The sequence below is a fragment of the Streptomyces sp. WAC03905 genome (genome assembly GCF_057371075.1).
The window spans coordinates 2,997,699-3,014,695 of sequence record NZ_JBXYDZ010000003.1; the positions used below are offsets into that span (position 1 = coordinate 2,997,699).

The 16,997-nt window shown below is 71.1% G+C and carries 19 protein-coding genes; 11 read left to right on the forward strand and 8 right to left on the reverse strand.

Translation table 11 applies throughout. The features are described 5' to 3' along the window. Positions 1–134 precede the first annotated feature (134 nt). Entirely contained in the window at positions 135–572 is a 438-nt protein-coding gene (locus AC2RP6_RS15775) for a MarR family winged helix-turn-helix transcriptional regulator (RefSeq protein WP_486446780.1), read from the reverse strand. 208 nt (positions 573–780) lie between these two features. Between AC2RP6_RS15775 and AC2RP6_RS15780 the strand changes: the two genes are divergently transcribed. Continuing rightward, positions 781–1,779, forward strand: coding sequence for an SMP-30/gluconolactonase/LRE family protein (locus tag AC2RP6_RS15780; protein ID WP_486446781.1), 999 nt, complete (start codon positions 781–783; stop codon positions 1,777–1,779). A 65-nt stretch (positions 1,780–1,844) separates the two neighbouring features. Here AC2RP6_RS15780 and AC2RP6_RS15785 read toward each other — a convergent pair whose 3' ends face one another. After that, positions 1,845–2,453, reverse strand: a complete 609-nt coding sequence (locus AC2RP6_RS15785; protein ID WP_486446782.1) for an HdeD family acid-resistance protein — start codon at positions 2,451–2,453, stop codon at positions 1,845–1,847. A 398-nt stretch (positions 2,454–2,851) separates the two neighbouring features. On the opposite strand from AC2RP6_RS15785, the gene AC2RP6_RS15790 reads away from it, so the two are divergent. The 3 genes from AC2RP6_RS15790 (at position 2,852) to AC2RP6_RS15800 (ending at position 4,181) form a co-directional block, all read left to right on the forward strand. Continuing rightward, positions 2,852–3,433, forward strand: coding sequence for a Uma2 family endonuclease (locus tag AC2RP6_RS15790; protein WP_486446783.1), 582 nt, complete (start codon positions 2,852–2,854; stop codon positions 3,431–3,433). A gap of 222 nt (positions 3,434–3,655) precedes the next feature. Next, a complete protein-coding gene (locus tag AC2RP6_RS15795) occupies positions 3,656–3,925 on the forward strand; it encodes a type II toxin-antitoxin system Phd/YefM family antitoxin (protein WP_019434848.1) in 270 nt (89 codons plus the stop codon). Then, positions 3,918–4,181, forward strand: a complete 264-nt coding sequence (locus AC2RP6_RS15800) for a type II toxin-antitoxin system RelE family toxin (RefSeq protein WP_486446784.1) — start codon at positions 3,918–3,920, stop codon at positions 4,179–4,181. Before AC2RP6_RS15795 ends, AC2RP6_RS15800 begins: the two co-directional genes overlap by 8 nt. Positions 4,182–4,315: 134 nt before the next feature. Here the strand turns inward: AC2RP6_RS15800 and ychF are convergent, their stop codons facing one another. Then, positions 4,316–5,404, reverse strand: coding sequence for a redox-regulated ATPase YchF (ychF, locus tag AC2RP6_RS15805; protein ID WP_486446785.1), 1,089 nt, complete (start codon positions 5,402–5,404; stop codon positions 4,316–4,318). Between the two features lie 260 nt (positions 5,405–5,664). Between ychF and AC2RP6_RS15810 the strand changes: the two genes are divergently transcribed. After that, on the forward strand, positions 5,665–6,054 hold the full coding sequence (locus AC2RP6_RS15810; protein WP_486446786.1) for a DUF6542 domain-containing protein: 390 nt from the start codon (positions 5,665–5,667) through the stop codon (positions 6,052–6,054). Between the two features lie 45 nt (positions 6,055–6,099). Here AC2RP6_RS15810 and ppgK read toward each other — a convergent pair whose 3' ends face one another. Both ppgK and AC2RP6_RS15820 read right to left on the reverse strand, forming a co-directional pair. Then, the gene (gene ppgK, locus AC2RP6_RS15815) at positions 6,100–6,837 is read right to left on the reverse strand and encodes a polyphosphate--glucose phosphotransferase (RefSeq protein ID WP_486446787.1); all 738 of its coding nucleotides are present in this window, start codon (positions 6,835–6,837) and stop codon (positions 6,100–6,102) included. A 21-nt stretch (positions 6,838–6,858) separates the two neighbouring features. After that, positions 6,859–7,863, reverse strand: a complete 1,005-nt coding sequence (locus AC2RP6_RS15820; RefSeq protein ID WP_387124464.1) for a 4-hydroxy-3-methylbut-2-enyl diphosphate reductase — start codon at positions 7,861–7,863, stop codon at positions 6,859–6,861. 95 nt (positions 7,864–7,958) lie between these two features. Here AC2RP6_RS15820 and AC2RP6_RS15825 point away from each other — a divergent pair, with 95 nt between their 5' ends. The 4 genes from AC2RP6_RS15825 (at position 7,959) to AC2RP6_RS15840 (ending at position 11,658) form a co-directional block, all read left to right on the forward strand. Next, positions 7,959–9,383 (forward strand): APC family permease, encoded by a 1,425-nt coding sequence (locus AC2RP6_RS15825; RefSeq protein ID WP_486450351.1) that lies wholly within the window; start codon positions 7,959–7,961, stop codon positions 9,381–9,383. A gap of 33 nt (positions 9,384–9,416) precedes the next feature. Continuing rightward, positions 9,417–10,697 carry an exodeoxyribonuclease VII large subunit gene (gene xseA, locus AC2RP6_RS15830; protein ID WP_486446788.1) on the forward strand — a complete coding sequence of 427 codons (1,281 nt, stop codon included), beginning with the start codon at positions 9,417–9,419 and terminating at the stop codon, positions 10,695–10,697. Between the two features lie 54 nt (positions 10,698–10,751). Next, entirely contained in the window at positions 10,752–10,970 is a 219-nt protein-coding gene (locus AC2RP6_RS15835) for an exodeoxyribonuclease VII small subunit (protein WP_486446789.1), read from the forward strand. A 97-nt stretch (positions 10,971–11,067) separates the two neighbouring features. Next, complete coding sequence (locus AC2RP6_RS15840) at positions 11,068–11,658, forward strand: malonic semialdehyde reductase (protein WP_486446790.1); 591 nt, start codon at positions 11,068–11,070, stop codon at positions 11,656–11,658. A 206-nt stretch (positions 11,659–11,864) separates the two neighbouring features. Here the strand turns inward: AC2RP6_RS15840 and AC2RP6_RS15845 are convergent, their stop codons facing one another. After that, positions 11,865–12,383 carry a DUF4245 domain-containing protein gene (locus AC2RP6_RS15845; RefSeq protein WP_486450352.1) on the reverse strand — a complete coding sequence of 173 codons (519 nt, stop codon included), beginning with the start codon at positions 12,381–12,383 and terminating at the stop codon, positions 11,865–11,867. A gap of 249 nt (positions 12,384–12,632) precedes the next feature. Here AC2RP6_RS15845 and glpX point away from each other — a divergent pair, with 249 nt between their 5' ends. Continuing rightward, positions 12,633–13,664, forward strand: a complete 1,032-nt coding sequence (glpX, locus tag AC2RP6_RS15850) for a class II fructose-bisphosphatase (RefSeq protein WP_486446791.1) — start codon at positions 12,633–12,635, stop codon at positions 13,662–13,664. A gap of 239 nt (positions 13,665–13,903) precedes the next feature. Here the strand turns inward: glpX and AC2RP6_RS15855 are convergent, their stop codons facing one another. Together AC2RP6_RS15855 and AC2RP6_RS15860 are read right to left on the reverse strand one after the other, a co-directional pair. Beyond that, positions 13,904–14,314, reverse strand: a complete 411-nt coding sequence (locus AC2RP6_RS15855; protein WP_486446792.1) for a WhiB family transcriptional regulator — start codon at positions 14,312–14,314, stop codon at positions 13,904–13,906. Between the two features lie 164 nt (positions 14,315–14,478). Next, positions 14,479–15,141, reverse strand: coding sequence for a DUF1707 SHOCT-like domain-containing protein (locus tag AC2RP6_RS15860; RefSeq protein WP_486446793.1), 663 nt, complete (start codon positions 15,139–15,141; stop codon positions 14,479–14,481). 156 nt (positions 15,142–15,297) lie between these two features. On the opposite strand from AC2RP6_RS15860, the gene AC2RP6_RS15865 reads away from it, so the two are divergent. Further along, positions 15,298–16,968 carry a fumarate hydratase gene (locus AC2RP6_RS15865; protein ID WP_486446794.1) on the forward strand — a complete coding sequence of 557 codons (1,671 nt, stop codon included), beginning with the start codon at positions 15,298–15,300 and terminating at the stop codon, positions 16,966–16,968. Positions 16,969–16,997 lie beyond the last annotated feature (29 nt).

Below are 16,997 nucleotides of genomic sequence, written 5' to 3' on the forward strand. Positions count from 1 at the left end.
GAACTTCGCTCCGAACGGTCTTGACTGCCCCCGAGGGCAGAGCGGCTGGTCTCCCCTAAGTCCTGATGAGCAAACCACCCGCACAGTTCCAAATTCGAGCAAAAAACATGCGTGGACCCGTGCGGGCGGAGAGATCACCGCTCGGCGTCGAGTACCTCCGCGCACCGCCCGAGCAGCTCGATGAACAGCGCCCGCTCCTTCTCGGTGAACGCGGCGGCGAGCGCGCGCTCCACCCGCACCGCACCCGCGTCCGCGCGTTCCATAGCCGTGCGGCCCTCGTCGGTGAGCCGGGTCTCCAGCACGTTGCGGTGCCACTCGTGCGGGGTCCGCTCGATGAGCCCGCGCTCCTGGAGGTTCTTCAGCACGGTGTTCATGGTCGGCGGCGTCACCCCGCACAGGCGCGCGAGCGCGGCGGCGGAGATGCCGGGCTTCTCGGCCAGCCAGAGCAGGGCGGCGTACTGCGGAACCGTTACTGCCGCGGGCTTGCAGGCCGCGTTCTTCGCCGCGAGGAGTGCCTGCTCGGCGCGCTTGATGTGAGAGCCGATGCGCTCCTCGGGGGCCATGGAGGTCATGGGCGCATCCTACGGCCCGACCCTTGCATGCATTAGAGCTCTAACATACATTCAACCCCACATGATCGATAGAGGACATCGAACGGGGCACGCGATGACGCAGAAGACGGACACGCACACGGACACGGACACGAACGCGATGACGAAGACCGCTGCGGCGAAAAGGACCACGGCGGCGGCACAGGCCACGGCAGTGGCGATGCCTCGGATGAGGCCCGCCCGAGTGGCGGCCTCGCTGGCCGGCGCCCTCGCCCTCACCCTCGCCCTCGCCGCGGCGGCGCCCGCTCCGGCCGCGGCGCGGACCCCGGCGGGCGACGCCCGGATATCCACCGCCTTCACCCTGCCCGGCGCGAAGGTCTATCCGGAGGGCATCGCCGCGGATCCCCGTACGCACACCGTCTACGTGGGCTCGTACGCGGACGGCACCGTCTACCGGGCCCGGCCCGGCCGGTCCGAGGCCGAGGTGTTCCTGCCCTCCGGCACCGACGGCCGCCACACCGCGAACGGCCTGCGGGTCGACGCCCGCGGCCGGCTCTGGGTCACCGACTCCACCAGGGGCGTGGCCGTCTACGACACCGCGACCGGTGCCCGGCTGGCCCACTTCGAGGTGGCGGCGGGGACCTCGGCGCGCTTCGTGAACGACCTGACACTCACCCCGGACGGCACGGCGTACCTGACGGACAGCAGCCGCGGCGTGATCTACCGCGTGACCCCGCGGCAACTGGCCGCCGGCAGCGGCGTCCTGACCGAGGCCTACGATCTCGCCCCGGCCCTGCGCCCCCGCCCGGCCGGCACCTTCAGCCTCAACGGCATCACCTCCGACCGCGCGGGCCGCTATCTCCTGACCGTCGACATGACGGCGGGCGACCTGTACCGCGTCGACCTGCGGACCGGCGCCGTCCGCCGGGTCGCCCTCACCGGCGGGGACCTGAAGGCCGCCGACGGCCTCGACCTGGCCCCCGACGGCACCCTGCGCGTGGCACACAACGTCACCAACACGCTGACCCGGTGGCAGGTCGGCGCGGACGGCACCCGCGCCAGGCTGACCCGTACGATCACGGATCCGTCGCTGCAGATCCCCACCACCCTCGCGCGCGTGCCGGGCCGCACCCTGGTGGTCCGTTCGCAGTTCGACAAGGGCGGCCCCATGGAACCCTCCACGGGCACCCCGACCACCTTCACGGTGGCCTCGGTACGCGGCCTCTGAGCCGGGGCCCCGAGCGAGAGCGGGGAGGGACGGCGCCGTCAGGCGGCGCCGTCCCTCTCGGCCCGCTACTTCGACGCGACGATCCGGCGGGTGGCGGAGCGCATCACGAGGGCCATCACCACTTCGAACACGCCGAGCAGGACGAGCCACAGACCCAGCAGGCGCGTCAGGGCGACCGCGGAGTCGACCGGGAAGCAGAGCACGACGATGCCGGCGACGGTACCGAGCGCGCCCAGGCCGAAGAGCAGCCCGCGGTGGAGGAGGAGCCGGTCGGCGATCGCGACGTACGCCGTGAGCACACCGGTGATCAGCCAGAACACTCCGACGATCAGGGACAGCGCGCCGATGGTCTGCATCGGGTGACGCAGTACGAGGACGCCCGCGAGGAAGGCCAGAATCGCGATCAGCACGCTCGCCAGCCGGCTGCCGCCGGCGTCGTTGCTGTGCGAGAAGGCCGAGACGAAGCGGAACCCGCCCGCCACGAGGAGCTGCAAGCCGATGATCACGGCCAGGATGTGCAGCGTCTCGTCGGGCCAGACGAGTACGAGGATGCCGGGGACCAGGGTGGCGAGGGCGACTCCGAGCGCCCAGTGCCACGAGCTGCCGAGCTGGTTGAGCGTGTCCTCGGGATCATGCTGCGCGCGCTGCGGCGACGCGTCGGGCCGTACGGACATCACGCCTCCCGAACCCACCTGGAGTACCTTTACACCCACTTTATGCCGCTCTCTCCCACCCCGCCCCGCGGTGCGTGCGGCCTACGCGCCGCCCGGGAACTCCCGGGCTCCCCGGAGCCTGGAGCCTGGTGCGCAGCCGCTGCTGGGTGGCGCGGCTGTCGAGACGCACGTCGAGCGCTCCCGGCGGTCGGTCGGCGCGGCGCCCGGACGGCAGGCGCGATGCGTCGAGCCCGTCGCGCCGGGCGCCGCGCGGGCAAGGGCCGTAGCGCGCAGCGGATCGCGAATGTCCAGCCAGGTGCCGGGCAGCGTCCGCCGGAACGCGATGCCCGCGCGTCACCTCACCCCCGCGGTTTGCCGTCTCAATGCTCGACAAGAGCCGCAGGCGCTACCTTGAGGCCATGACCGCACTGCCCGACTGGATGCGCCCGCCGCGCGCGGAAGGCTGGTTCGCGGAGGACCTCGACCGCCTCCCCGAGGCACCCCGCCACACCGAGCTGATCGACGGAGCCCTCGTCTTCATGATGTCGCCCCAGAGGTCCTGGCACGGCCGCCTCGTCACCGCCCTGACCACCACGCTCATGGCGCAGGCGCCGGCCGACTTCGAGGTGGAGCGGGAGATGACGATCCGCCTCGATGCCCGCAACCGTCCCGAGCCGGACCTTTTGCTGACGAACCTGCCTTACGACCCCGATCGCACCTGGTACGCCCCGGAGGACGTGAAGCTCGTCGTGGAGGCGGTCTCACCCGAGTCCGCCCATCGCGATCGCACGGTGAAGCTCCGCAAGTACGCGGAGGCCGGCATCCCGCACTACTGGTGCATCGAGGACGAGGAGGGGGCACCCGTCGTCCACGTCTACGAGCTCGACGAACCGACCGGCGTCTACGCGCCCGCTGGCATCTTCCGGGGCACCCTCAAGCGCCCGGTGCCCTTCGCGATCAGCCTGGACCTCGACAAGCTGACGCCGCCGCGGAGCGGCTGAGGGCCCCTGCGGCAGGTCGGTCGGGCAATGCGGAAGGGGTCGGACTCGCCGAGTCCGACCCCTTCCGCACCGCACGCCTGCCGCAGCGCGCGAACTGCCAGCTGTCGAAGCGGAACGTGCAGCACAGAGCTCCGACCTGCAAAGACGCGGTTCTGGACGTGATGGTCCAGCACACCAGCACCAGAGTGGTGTACACATGGGACACTCGGTACACTTGAGCGCATGACGCAGCCGCTGCCCATAGAGTCCATCCGCGACGTGCGCGCCCACCTGGCGGAAGTCGTGGAGCGCGCGGATCGCGACGACGTGCCCACGGTCATCACGCGCCGAGGCAAGGAAGTCGCCGCCGTCGTCTCCATCGAGGTGCTGCGCAAGTACCAGGAGTGGGAAGAGCGCGAAATCAACCGGATCATCGACGAGCGCATGGCCAACCCAGCACCCGGCATCCCGATCGAAGACATCATGAGGGAGACGCTGGCCCGCGGTGAGTGAGCACCGAACCGTCTTCCGTCCCGAGGCTCAGGCCGAACTCCGGAAGATCCCGCGCGACATGGCGCTGCGCATCCTGGTCAAACTGACCGAACTGGAGAGCGATCCCCTCGGCTTCAACACGACCGCACTCGTATCGCAGCCTGAACGCCGTCGCCTGCGAGTCGGCGACTACCGAGTTGTCTACACGATCGACGACGGAGAGCTGGTGGTCTGGGTGGTTCACGTCAGACACCGCTCCACCGTGTACGACACCTGACATTGGCTGATCCAGCGTCAGAATATCCAGCACCCATCCAGCACGATGACGACGAAGGGGTCGACTCCATTCAGGAGCCGACCCCTTCCGACCTGCACTCTTGACGGATTATCCAGCGTGCAGTCACAGACTGCTTAGACGTTGAAGCGGAACTCCACCACGTCGCCGTCCTGCATGACGTAGTCCTTGCCCTCCATGCGGGCCTTGCCCTTGGCGCGGGCTTCGGCCACCGAGCCGCAGTCGACCAGGTCCGCGAAGGAGATGACCTCGGCCTTGATGAAGCCGCGCTGGAAGTCGGTGTGGATCACGCCGGCCGCCTCCGGGGCCGTCGCGCCCTGCTTGATGGTCCAGGCGCGGGTTTCCTTCGGGCCGGCCGTCAGGTAGGTCTGCAGGCCGAGCGTGGCGAAGCCGACGCGGCCCAGGGTGGCGAGGCCGGGCTCGTCCTGACCGACCGACTGGAGGAGCTCCAGGGCTTCCTCGTCGTCCAGCTCGGAGAGGTCCTGCTCCAGCTTGGCGTTCAGGAAGATCGCCTCGGCCGGGGCGACCAGTGCGCTCTGCTCCGCCTTGAAGGCGTCGTCCGTCAGCTCGTCCTCGTCGACGTTGAAGACGTACAGGAACGGCTTCGTGGTGAGCAGGTGCAGCTCGTGCAGGAGGTCGCCCTGCTCCGTGCCCTTCGTGATGCCCTTCGAGAAGAGGGTGTCGCCGGCTTCGAGGATCTTCTTGGCCTCGACGACGGCCGCGAGGACGGCGACCTTCTCCTTCTGGAGGCGGGACTCCTTCGCCAGGCGCGGTTCGGCCTTCTCGATGGACTGGAGGTCGGCGAGGATCAGCTCGGTGTTGATCGTCTCGATGTCGTCCTTCGGCGAGACCTTGCCGTCGACATGGACGACGTTCTCGTCCTTGAAGGCGCGGATGACCTGGCAGATGGCGTCCGACTCGCGGATGTTCGCGAGGAACTTGTTGCCGAGGCCCTCGCCCTCCGAGGCGCCGCGCACGATGCCCGCGATGTCGACGAAGTCGACCGTCGCCGGGAGGACCCGCTGCGACCCGAAGATGCCCGCGAGGACGGCGAGGCGCGGGTCCGGGACGCCGACGACGCCGACGTTCGGCTCGATGGTGGCGAACGGGTAGTTGGCCGCCAGCACGTCGTTCTTGGTCAGGGCGTTGAACAGGGTCGACTTGCCGACATTCGGCAGGCCGACGATTCCGATCGTGAGCGACACGTTGGCGACTTCCCGTAGCTGGAGGGGGCGGCGGCCCGGGAGTGGGCCACCGGACAGTTTACTTTCCGATGAGTGGCGGTGGATGTCGCGTGTCCGGGCCCGGATCCGGCCCTCCTCCCGCCTAATTTGGTGGGGTGGAGCAATACAGGACGCGACCGGCCCCTCACCCGCAGCGACCCCCGGCCCAGCGCAGGGGTCCGCGGCCCGCGGGCGTGCCCGCGCAGAGCGGCGGCGCGCCGCGGCCGGCGCCGGTGCGCCGGATGCCCCGGCCCCGGCTGACGGGCCTCGGCGGCGGACTGTTCGCGTGCACCTCGATGGTGCTCGTCGCCGGCGTCTGCTGGCTGCTCTTCAGCTCTTCGCTCTTCGTCTACGGGCTGCTGTTCCCGCCCGTCGCGGCCGCGACCGCGCTCTGGGTGCGGCCGGCGGACCTGATCACCGCGCCGATCGGCGTCCCGATCGCCTTCGCCGCCGGAGTGTGGCCCATCTCGGGCGGCTCCGGCGGCTTCGGCGGTCAGCTGATGGGGCTGGTCTCCGCGTTGTCCCTGCACGCGGGCTGGCTGTACGCGGGGACGCTCGTCGCCGCACTGATCGCGCTGGTGCGCAAGGCCGTGCTCATCGGCCGGCGCCGCCTGCCCCGCCGCGTCGCCTGACCGTGCCCCGTATCCCGACCATGCCCCGACTCTCTGCCCCTGCCCCTATCCCTTCGCCGCCATCGCCGCTCCCACGATGCCCGCGTTGTTCTGCAGCCTGGCCGGGACGATCTCGGCCCGGACGCCCTCGATCAGGGGCAGGAACTTCTCCGGCTTGCGGCTGACGCCGCCGCCGATGACGAACAGGTCCGGCGAGAACAGCATCTCCACGTGCTGCATGTACTTGCTCAGCCGGTGCGCCCAGCGCTCCCAGGTGAGGTCGCCGTCCTCCTTGGCCTTCACCGACGCCCGCGTCTCGGCGTCGTGACCCTTCAGCTCCAGGTGGCCCAGCTCCGTGTTCGGGACCAGCCGCCCGTCCGTGAAGAGCGCGCTGCCGATGCCCGTACCCAGGGTGAGGAGCAGGACGGTGCCGCCCCGCCCGCGTCCGGCCCCGTACGTCATCTCGGCGACGCCCGCCGCGTCCGCGTCGTTCAGCACCGTCACGGGCCGTCCGTCGAGGCCGCGCGAGAGCAGCGCCGCCGTGTCCACGCCGATCCATGACTTGTCCATGTTGGCCGCCGTGCGGGTGATCCCGCCCGTGACCACGCCCGGGAAGGTCACGCCCACCGGGCCGTCCCAGTCGAAGTGGCGCACCACCTCGACGACACAGCCGGCCACCCCGTCGGGGGTGGCCGGCTGTGGTGTCAGTACTTTGTGGCGCTCCTGCGCCAGGTCGCCTCGCTCCAGGTCCACGGGAGCACCCTTGATCCCGGACCCGCCGATGTCCACGCCGAAGATCTGCATGGACATACCGTACGAAACGAGTTACTTGTCGGCGACCAGTTCCGCGGCCTCGGACCGCAGGTCCCGGCGGAGCTCCTTCGGCAGGGAGAAGGTGATCGACTCCTCCGCCGTCTTGACGATCTCCACGTCGGCGTAGCCGCGGGCCGCGAGCCACTCCAGGACCTCCTCGACCAGGACCTCCGGCACCGAGGCGCCCGAGGTGAGGCCGACGGTCGTGACGCCCTCCAGCCAGGCCTCGTCGATCTCGCTCGCGAAGTCGACGAGGTACGCGGCCTTCGCGCCGGCGTCCTTGGCGACCTCGACCAGCCGGATCGAGTTCGAAGAGTTCTTCGAGCCGACCACGATGACCAGGTCGGAGTCCGCGCCCATCACCTTGACGGCGGCCTGCCGGTTCGAGGTGGCGTAGCAGATGTCGTCGCTCGGCGGCGAGACGAGCAGCGGAAACTTCGTCTTCAGCGCGTCCACCGTCTCCATCGTCTCGTCGACCGACAGCGTGGTCTGCGAGAGCCAGACGACCTTGGACTCGTCGCGGACGGTGACCTTGTCCACGTCGTGGGGGCCGTCGACGATGGTGATGTGGTCGGGGGCCTCGCCGGAGGTGCCGATGACCTCCTCGTGGCCCTCGTGGCCGATGAGGAGGATGTCGAAGTCCTCGTTGGCGTAGCGGATGGCTTCCTTGTGGACCTTGGTGACGAGCGGGCAGGTCGCGTCGATCGTCGCGAGCTTGCCGCGCGCCGCCTCCTCGTGGACGACGGGGGCGACGCCGTGGGCGGAGAACATCACGATGTTGCCCTCGGGCACCTCCTCCGTCCGCTCGACGAAGATGGCGCCCTTCTTCTCCAGGGTCTGGACGACGTACTTGTTGTGCACGATCTCGTGGCGGACGTACACCGGCGCCCCGTACTGCTCAAGGGCTTTCTCGACGGCGATCACGGCTCGGTCCACGCCCGCGCAGTAGCCGCGGGGCGCGGCGAGCAGGACACGGCGGGAAGCGGGAGCAGGGGCGGGAGCAGTCATGTGCTCCATCGTACGGGGGTCTCCAGCAGGCCGGACGTCGCCCGTTCGGCACAGACTGACCGGGAGGCTCCGTATCCGCGCCCTACCCGTCACCCGGAGGAATGATGGCGTCCGCCACCGGTTCCAGCAGAGCCCCGGCGCCCGCGGCGCTGCGGCGGAGCCTTGGCTTCCGGGATCTGGTCGTCTACGGGCTGCTGTTCATCGCCCCGATGGCCCCGGTCGGGGTCTTCGGCACGCTCGACGCCAGGTCGCACGGTGCGGTCGCGCTGGTGTACCTCGTCGCGACGGTGGCGATGGCCTTCACGGCGTTCTCCTACGCGCAGATGGTGCGGGTCGCCCCGCAGGCCGGTTCGGTCTTCACCTACGCCCGCAAGGGCCTGGGCGAGGGGCCGGGGCTGATCGCCGGGTGGATGGCGATGCTGGACTACCTGCTGATCCCGGCGGTCGCGTACCTCTTCTCGGGGATCGCGATGAACGCGCTGGTGCCGGAGGTCTCGCGGTGGGTGTGGACGGCGCTGGCGGTCGTGGTGACCACGGGGCTCAACCTCTGGGGCGTACGGGTGGCCGCGCGGGTGGGCTTCGCCGTGCTGGCCATGGAGATCCTGGTGCTGGCGGTGTTCGTGGTGGCCGCGGCGGTCGTGCTGGTGCAGGACGGGCCCCGGCGCGGCTGGCTCTCGCCGCTGACCGGTGACGGCCCGCTCGGTTTCAGCACGGCCGCGGTGCTGGGCGCGGTGTCGGTGGCGGTCCTGTCCTACCTGGGCTTCGACGCCATCGTCTCCTTCGCGGAGGAGGTGACGGGGGGCTCGGAGCGCGTGGCGCGGGCGGTGCTGTTCTGTCTGGGGCTGGCGGGGGCGCTGTTCGTCGTCCAGAGCTATCTGGGGGCGCTGCTGATGCCGGTGTCCTCGGCGGAGCTGGCGGCGGATCCGGTGCGGCAGGGGCCGGCGTTCTACACCGCGGTGGAGTCCTCGGTCGGTTTCTGGCTGCACGACCTGGTGGCGATCAGCAAGGCGGTCGGGGCGGCCTTCGCGGCCCTGGCGGGGCAGGCGGCGGCGGGCCGGCTGGTGTTCGCGATGGCGCGGGAGCGGCGGCTGCCGCGGGCGCTGGCGCGTACCTCGCACGGCACTCCGCGGGTCGCCCTGCTGGTGACGGCGGCGGTCACGCTGGTCGCCGCCGTGTGGGCGGCCCGGCGTGACGACGGGCTCGACCATCTGGTGTCCGTGGTGGACGTGGGGGCGCTGGTGGCCTTCACCCTGCTGCACGCGTCGGTGGTGGGCTGGTTCGTGGTCCGGCGCCGGGAGGGCGCGCCGAACTGGTGGAAGCACCTGGTGGTGCCGGTGCTCGGGGCGGCGGTGACGGTCACGGTGATCGTCGAGGCGTCCCGGGCGGCGCAGCTGGTGGGGGCGGTGTGGCTGGCGGTGGGCCTGGGCGTGCTGTTCGCGCAGCGCGGGCGCCGCCGGCCGGCCGGGCCGCCCGGCGCCCGCGAGGCGGCCGTGGCCTCCGACACTTACGACGACGGCACGGGAGCCTGAGACGCTGTCAGCCGCTACGGATAGCCTGCGTACATGGGTCTGAATACGTCGGCCGAGGCGCCGTTGCCGGTGGGCCAGGTGTCCCGGCTCATCGGGGGCTGGATCGAGCGCCTCGGTCAGGTGTGGGTGGAGGGGCAGATCACGCAGCTCTCGCGGCGGCCGGGGGCGGGGGTGGTCTTCCTGACGCTGCGCGACCCCTCGCACGACATCTCGGTGAGCGTGACCTGCTTCCGCCAGGTCTACGACGAGGTCGCGGACGTCGTCTCGGAGGGCGCGCGGGTCGTCCTGCTGGCCAAGCCCGAGTGGTACGCCCCGCGCGGGCAGCTGTCCCTGAGGGCGACGGAGATACGGCCGGTCGGGATCGGCGAGCTCCTGGCCCGGCTGGAGCGGCTCAAGCGGTCCCTGGCTTCCGAGGGGCTCTTCGCGCCGGACCGCAAGAGGCCGCTGCCCTTCCTGCCGCAGCTGGTCGGGCTGGTGGTGGGGCGGGCCTCGGCGGCCGAGCGCGACGTCCTGGAGAACGCCCGGCGGCGCTGGCCGGCGGTCCGGTTCGAGGTGCGCAACGTCGCCGTCCAGGGCGTGCACGCCGTGCCGCAGGTGGTGCGGGCGGTGAAGGAACTCGACGCCATGGACGAGGTCGATGTGATCATCGTGGCGCGCGGCGGCGGCAGCGTGGAGGACCTGCTGCCGTTCTCCGACGAGGAGGTCGTGCGGGCGGTCGCCGCCGCCCGTACCCCGGTGGTCTCGGCGATCGGCCACGAGCCGGACTCCCCGCTGCTGGACCTGGTCGCGGACCTGCGGGCGTCCACGCCCACGGACGCCGCGAAGAAGGTGGTCCCGGACGTCGGCGAGGAGCTGGAGCGGGTGCGCCAGCTGCAGGCGCGGGGGCTGCGGGCGGTGGGTTCCCTGCTGGACCGGGAGGAGCGCGGGCTCGCGCACGCCCTGGCCCGGCCGGTGTTCGTGCACCCGCAGCGCATGGTGGAGATGCGGGAGGACGAGCTGGACGCGCTGCTGGCGCGCAGCCGGCGCACGCTGGGGCACCTGCTGGACCGGGCGGACTCGGAACTGTCCCACACGCTGGCCCGGGTGGTGGCGCTGTCGCCGGCCGCGACGCTGGAGCGCGGGTACGCCGTGCTGCAGCGGGCGGACGGGCACGTGGTGCGCTCACCGCAGGAGGTGGCGGCGGGAGAGGTGCTGCGCGCCCGGGTGGCGGAGGGCACGTTCGCCGTGGAGGTCGCCCCGGCGCAGAGCCCGGGCGCACCGGAGGGCTCCGGGGCCCGCGGCGCCGTCCCGGACGAGTCGCTCGCTTCGGAGTGATGACACACGGCCGCAATCATGCGGTCGCACGACAAACCTAGGGTGGAGCAGGGAATGACAGAGGCCGAGACGGCGCTGGGATACGAGCAGGCCCGCGACGAACTGATCGAGGTGGTCCGCAAGCTCGAAGCCGGAGGGACCTCGCTGGAGGACTCCCTGGCGCTCTGGGAGCGCGGCGAGGAGCTGGCGAGGGTCTGCCGGCACTGGCTGGAGGGGGCCCGGGCCCGGCTGGACTCGGCGCTGGCGGCGCGCGAGGCCGCCGGGGAGGAGTGATCCGGGTCACGAGCACCCCGGTTTAGTTGAAAATTCATCTACTTCGGTCGTAGAGTCGGTGACATCGCTTCACCACCGTATGGAAGAAGGCTTTCCGATGTCTCTCGTACTTGACTCCGCCGCGCAGGACCTGCTGTTCCGCGAGGCCCGCACCGCCAACTCGTTCTCCGACGAGCCGGTGACCGAGGAGCAGGTCCAGGCGATCTACGACCTGGTGAAGTACGGCCCCACCGCCTTCAACGGCACGCCGCTGCGCATCACGCTGGTCCGCTCCGCCGAGGCCCGCGAGCGCCTCGTGCAGCACATGGCCGAGGGCAACCGGGCCAAGACCCTCGCCGCGCCGCTGGTCGCGATCCTCTCCGCGGACAACGAGTTCCACGAGGAGCTGCCGCAGCTGCTGCCGCACTTCCCGCAGGCCAAGGACCTCTTCTTCGCCGAGCGCCCGAGCCGCGAGCAGTCCTCGCTGGTCAACGCCTCGCTGCAGGCCGGCTACTTCATCCTGGGCATCCGCGCCGCCGGTCTGGCCGCGGGTCCGATGACCGGCGCCGACTTCGCGGGCATCCAGAAGGAGTTCCTGGACGACGACCACACGCCGATCATGGTCGTCAACATCGGCAAGCCGGGCGAGGACGCGTGGTTCCCGCGCTCCCCGCGCCTCTCGATCGACGAGGTCATCACCACCGTCTGAGCAGGGCCGCGGTAACACCGCCGCAAGCACGTGAGGAGGGCCGTGCGCCCCGGGATACCGGGGCGCACGGCCCTCTCGTCATACCGGGGCGCACGGCCCTCTCGTCGTGGAGGCCGCGCACCGCCGCGCACCCCTGCGCGTCGGGCGCCAGGCCGGCCGGGAGGCCGGGCCGCCCTACGCGCCTACGTGCCTACGTGCCTACGTGCCTACGTGCCCTGCTTGAACTCCAGCGCCGCCGCCAGCGTGCCGAGCTGCTCGAAGGAGGCCGTGCCGGTCACCACCGTGACGTGGCCCTGCTCCCGCCGCACGAGGGCGTCGTACTTCTCGCCCTCCCAGCGCTCCCAGGCCGCGTCGCCGACCTGCTGCGTCTGTCCGGAGGCCGTGGCGTTGCGGGTGACCCGGGCAAGGTACTTGCCGGAGGTGTCGCTGGACTGCTCGACCGCCGCGTACTGCTGCTCCGGGTCGAGGAAGCCCAGGTGCCAGGCGTCGGCCTTCTTGCGCTCGTACGTCACCGAGGTGGCGCGCCACTGCTCCGGGAGGCCCACGGGGGCGGCCACCGGGTACGGGGCCGCGCGCCGGGCCGTGAGGGTCTCCACCCGGTAGTCGACCGTGCGCGTGGGATCGGCCTTGTCGTCATGCGGGACGAAGACGTAGATACCGGCGACGACGACACCGATCACCGCCAGCGACCGGACCATGTCCCAGACCGTCTGCTTGCCTTTCATACCTGCCACGGCACCATGGTCCCGCATCCCCGGGCGGCGATCACCGCCGGGGTCGCGCGGGCGCGCCGCGCGGCGCACCCTTGACTCGCCCGCCGCGTCCGCGCACGGGGACGCAAGGCGTCCGCTCAGGACAATCGAATGACCGATATTCCGCTCATACGTGACCCGCCCTGCTCAATATGTCGACGTACCGATAGAGTTCCAGCACCCTCACTTCCCGGCCGTCGCCGTACAGAAAGGTGCGCTCCGATGACCGAGCACAACCTGCCGCCCCAGCTCGAAGTCTCCCCGGAGGCCCCCGACCGCAACCTCGCGCTCGAACTCGTACGGGTCACCGAGGCGGCCGCCATGGCCGCCGGCCGGTGGGTCGGCCGCGGCGACAAGATCGGCGCGGACGGCGCCGCGGTCAACGCGATGAGGACCCTGATCTCCACCGTCTCGATGAACGGCGTCGTCGTCATCGGCGAGGGCGAGAAGGACGAAGCCCCGATGCTCTTCAACGGGGAGCAGGTCGGCGACGGCACCGGCGCCGAGGTCGACATCGCCGTGGACCCGATCGACGGCACCACGCTGAACGCCAAGGGCATGCCGAACGCCATCGCCGTCCTGGCGGCCGCCGACCGCGGCACGATGTTCGACCCGTCCGCCGTGTTCTACATGGACAAGCTGGTCACCGGCCCCGAGGCCGCCGACTTCGTCGACATCAACGCCCCCGTCTCGGTGAACATCCGCCGGGTCGCCAAGGCCAAGGGCATGCACCCCGAGGACGTCACGGTCGTCATCCTGGACCGCCCCCGCCACGAGGGCATCGTCCGGGAGATCCGCGAGACGGGCGCGCGCATCAAGTTCATCTCCGACGGCGACGTGGCCGGCTCCATCATGGCCGCCCGTGAGGGCACCGGCGTGGACCTGCTCCTGGGCATCGGCGGCACCCCCGAGGGCATCATCTCGGCCTGCGCCATCAAGTGCCTGGGCGGCGTGATCCAGGGCAAGCTGTGGCCCAAGGACGACGCCGAGCGCCAGAAGGCCGTCGACGCCGGGCACGACCTGGACCGGGTGCTCACCACCACCGACCTCGTCTCGGGCGACAACGTCTTCTTCGTCGCCACCGGCATCACCGACGGCGAGCTGCTGCGCGGCGTGCACTACCGCTCCCAGACGGCGACGACGTCCTCGCTGGTCATGCGCTCCAAGTCCGGCACCATCCGGAAGATCGACTCCACGCACCGCCTGTCGAAGCTGCGCGCGTACAGCGCCATCGACTTCGACCGCGCCCAGTAGGGGGCGGGGGCACGACGCGAGAGGGGCGGTCACCCTGTGCGGGGGTGACCGCCCCTCTCGCGTGTCCGCGTGACTGGCGTGGGGGACGTACGGCGCCACGTACGGCACGTCCGTGAGGTGTGACGCGGACCGGGAGCCGGGGGCTGGGGGCCGGTACCGGGGTGCGGAAGGCGGACGGCCGGCGCCGGGGGCCGGTACCGGGGTGCGGAAGGCGCACGGCCGGCGCCGGGGCGCCGGACTCAGCCCGCGGCGGCTATGGACCCCGCTCCGGGGGCCTGGCGCAGCTCGGCGGACCGGCGCCGCATCCGCGCGAGCACCACGCGGCGTTCGGCGGCGGTGAGGCCGCCCCACACCCCGTACGGCTCGGGCTGGAGCAGCGCGTGCTCCCGGCAGGCGACCATGACCGGGCAGCGGGCGCAGACGCGCTTCGCCGCCTCCTCGCGGGAGAGCCGGGCGGCCGTCGGCTCCTTGGACGGCGCGAAGAACAGCCCGGCCTCGTCGCGGCGGCACACCGCCTCTGCGTGCCATGGGCCGTCTTCCGCCGCCCTGGCCGGCACCCGCGGGCTCGGCACGGCCGACGGGCGTGCCCCAGGACCCTGAAGGCTCTTCACGGCGGCTACCTGCAGGGACTGATGCGGCGGAAGCGGCACGGTCTACTCCTGACGACGTATACGTGAGCGAGAGACGACGCACCTGTCCCTACCCGCTGTACGCGCCCCTATGCACTGTGTGCCACGGGGCGCCCGGGGTTCGTCCGAAACGCGACCCTCCGCATCCGGATGCGCCGCCGCTCCTGCCCCGGCCCCCGCGGACCTCAGCCGTCGAGGTCCTTGCGGAGCTTGCGCGCCAGGTCGACGAGGCGGGCGCCCGGCTTGGGCCGCGCCTCGATGTTGCCGAGCAGCGAGAAACCCCGGACGATCACCACGGGTGCCTGGGGGTCGGTCTGCCCGCGGCTCTCGCCGCGCACCTCGAAGTTGCCGAGGACGCCGCTGCCGTAACCGCGCAGCGTGACGTTCTCCGGGACCAGGACCTCCACGTTGCCGAGGACGGAGGTCACGTTGATCTCGGTGACCTGCTGCTCGAAGACCGCCTGGGTGAGATCGAGGGTGATGTCGCCCATGACCGAGACCGCGCGGGTGTGCGCGCCGGGCCGCCAGCGGCCCTTGCGGCTGGAGCTGCTGCACACGGCGACGATGGTCTCGGCGGCCTGGCCCGGGGGGCCCGCGTACGAGGACGCCGGGGCGGACGCGGCATGGGGGCCGCCGGGCGCGGGCAGATCCCGTACGAGGGTTTCCAGCTCGCCGACCGTCTTGACGGCGTACAGCGTGTCCAGGCGTTCGGAGTGCTCCTCGGCGGTCAGCCTGCCTTCGGCGACGGCGTCCCCGAGGATCTGCGCGATCCGGTCCCGGTCGGCGTCGGAGGCGCGCAGCCCGGCGGGCGCGGGGGCGGGGGCGGCGGGGTGCTTTTCCAGGTCCACGACGCCAGCATAGCGAGACACGATAGATCGCGATACTACCGAGCGGGAGCGAGTGAGCCTTACCTCACAGACACGCGCCGGGCGGGAGGTCCTACGCTGGAGGACTGCGCTGCCAATTGGTCGTCAGCGCCGTCTGCCGAGTGAGGAATGGCCCCAATGCCGGAGTTCGCGTACACCGACCTGCTGCCCCTGGGCGAGGACACCACCCCCTACCGGCTGGTGACCGCCGAGGGCGTGTCCACCTTCGAGGCGGACGGCCGTACGTTCCTCAAGGTCGAGCCCGAGGCGCTGCGCAAGCTCGCCGAGGAGGCGATCCACGACATCCAGCACTTCCTGCGCCCCGCGCACCTCGCGCAGCTGCGCCGCATCATCGACGACCCCGAGGCCTCCTCGAACGACAAGTTCGTGGCGCTGGACCTGCTGAAGAACGCGAACATCGCGGCGGCCGGCGTCCTGCCGATGTGCCAGGACACGGGCACGGCGATCGTGATGGGCAAGCGCGGCCAGAACGTGCTCACCGAGGGCGGGGACGAGGCGGCCCTCTCCCGCGGCATCTACGACGCGTACACCCGCCTGAACCTGCGCTACTCGCAGATGGCGCCGATCACCATGTGGGAGGAGAAGAACACCGGCTCGAACCTGCCCGCGCAGATCGAGCTGTACGCGACCGACGGCGGCGCGTACAAGTTCCTCTTCATGGCCAAGGGCGGCGGCTCCGCCAACAAGTCCTTCCTGTACCAGGAGACCAAGGCGGTCCTCAACGAGGCCTCCATGATGAAGTTCCTGGAGGAGAAGATCCGTTCGCTCGGTACGGCGGCCTGCCCGCCCTACCACCTGGCGATCGTCGTCGGCGGCACCTCCGCCGAGCACGCGCTCAAGACCGCGAAGTACGCCTCCGCCCACTACCTGGACGAGCTGCCGCGCGAGGGCTCCGCGCTGGGCCACGGCTTCCGTGACGAGGCCCTGGAACAGCAGGTCTTCGAGCTGACGCAGAAGATCGGCATCGGCGCGCAGTTCGGCGGCAAGTACTTCTGCCACGACGTCCGCGTCGTGCGCCTGCCCCGCCACGGCGCCTCCCTGCCCGTGGCGATCGCCGTGTCCTGCTCGGCGGACCGCCAGGCCACCGCAAAGATCACCGCGGAGGGCGTCTTCCTGGAGCAGCTGGAGCGCGATCCGGCCCGCTTCCTGCCCGACACCACGGACGAGCACCTCAGCGAGGCCTCGGACGTCGTCTCCATCGACCTGAACCAGCCGATGGACGACATCCTGGCGACCCTGACCAAGCACCCGGTCAAGACCCGCCTGTCGCTGACCGGCCCGCTGGTCGTGGCGCGCGACATCGCGCACGCCAAGATCAAGGAGCTGCTGGACTCGGGCGCGGAGATGCCGCAGTACCTGAAGGACCACCCGGTCTACTACGCCGGCCCCGCGAAGACCCCGGAGGGCTACGCCTCGGGCTCCTTCGGCCCGACCACGGCCGGCCGCATGGACTCCTACGTCGCGCAGTTCCAGGCGGCGGGCGGCTCCAAGGTCATGCTGGCCAAGGGCAACCGCTCCCAGCAGGTGACGGACGCGTGCGCCGCGCACGGCGGCTTCTACCTGGGCTCCATCGGCGGCCCGGCGGCCCGCCTGGCCCAGGACTGCATCAAGAAGGTCGAGGTCCTGGAGTACGAGGAGCTCGGCATGGAGGCGGTCTGGAAGATCGAGGTCGAGGACTTCCCGGCCTTCATCGTCGTGGACGACAAGGGCAACGACTTCTTCACCTCGCGTGAACCCGAGCAGCCGACGTTCACCAGCATCCCGGTGCGCGGTCCCGGCCTGGCGTAGCCCACCTGGCCCGCATCCGAGAGCCCCTG

What these genes read in the sequence shown, in the direction of transcription:
- AC2RP6_RS15775 (WP_486446780.1), bottom strand. Translation starts at nt 572, where the DNA reads ATGACCTCCATGGCCCCCGAGGAGCGCATCGGCTCTCACATCAAGCGC.
- AC2RP6_RS15780 (WP_486446781.1), top strand. Translation starts at nt 781, where the DNA reads ATGAGGCCCGCCCGAGTGGCGGCCTCGCTGGCCGGCGCCCTCGCCCTC.
- AC2RP6_RS15785 (WP_486446782.1), bottom strand. Translation starts at nt 2,453, where the DNA reads ATGTCCGTACGGCCCGACGCGTCGCCGCAGCGCGCGCAGCATGATCCC.
- AC2RP6_RS15790 (WP_486446783.1), top strand. Translation starts at nt 2,852, where the DNA reads ATGACCGCACTGCCCGACTGGATGCGCCCGCCGCGCGCGGAAGGCTGG.
- AC2RP6_RS15795 (WP_019434848.1), top strand. Translation starts at nt 3,656, where the DNA reads ATGACGCAGCCGCTGCCCATAGAGTCCATCCGCGACGTGCGCGCCCAC.
- AC2RP6_RS15810 (WP_486446786.1), top strand. Translation starts at nt 5,665, where the DNA reads ATGCCCCGGCCCCGGCTGACGGGCCTCGGCGGCGGACTGTTCGCGTGC.
- ppgK (WP_486446787.1), bottom strand. Translation starts at nt 6,837, where the DNA reads ATGCAGATCTTCGGCGTGGACATCGGCGGGTCCGGGATCAAGGGTGCT.
- AC2RP6_RS15820 (WP_387124464.1), bottom strand. Translation starts at nt 7,863, where the DNA reads ATGGAGCACATGACTGCTCCCGCCCCTGCTCCCGCTTCCCGCCGTGTC.
- AC2RP6_RS15825 (WP_486450351.1), top strand. Translation starts at nt 7,959, where the DNA reads ATGGCGTCCGCCACCGGTTCCAGCAGAGCCCCGGCGCCCGCGGCGCTG.
- xseA (WP_486446788.1), top strand. Translation starts at nt 9,417, where the DNA reads ATGGGTCTGAATACGTCGGCCGAGGCGCCGTTGCCGGTGGGCCAGGTG.
- AC2RP6_RS15835 (WP_486446789.1), top strand. Translation starts at nt 10,752, where the DNA reads ATGACAGAGGCCGAGACGGCGCTGGGATACGAGCAGGCCCGCGACGAA.
- AC2RP6_RS15840 (WP_486446790.1), top strand. Translation starts at nt 11,068, where the DNA reads ATGTCTCTCGTACTTGACTCCGCCGCGCAGGACCTGCTGTTCCGCGAG.
- AC2RP6_RS15845 (WP_486450352.1), bottom strand. Translation starts at nt 12,383, where the DNA reads ATGAAAGGCAAGCAGACGGTCTGGGACATGGTCCGGTCGCTGGCGGTG.
- glpX (WP_486446791.1), top strand. Translation starts at nt 12,633, where the DNA reads ATGACCGAGCACAACCTGCCGCCCCAGCTCGAAGTCTCCCCGGAGGCC.
- AC2RP6_RS15865 (WP_486446794.1), top strand. Translation starts at nt 15,298, where the DNA reads ATGCCGGAGTTCGCGTACACCGACCTGCTGCCCCTGGGCGAGGACACC.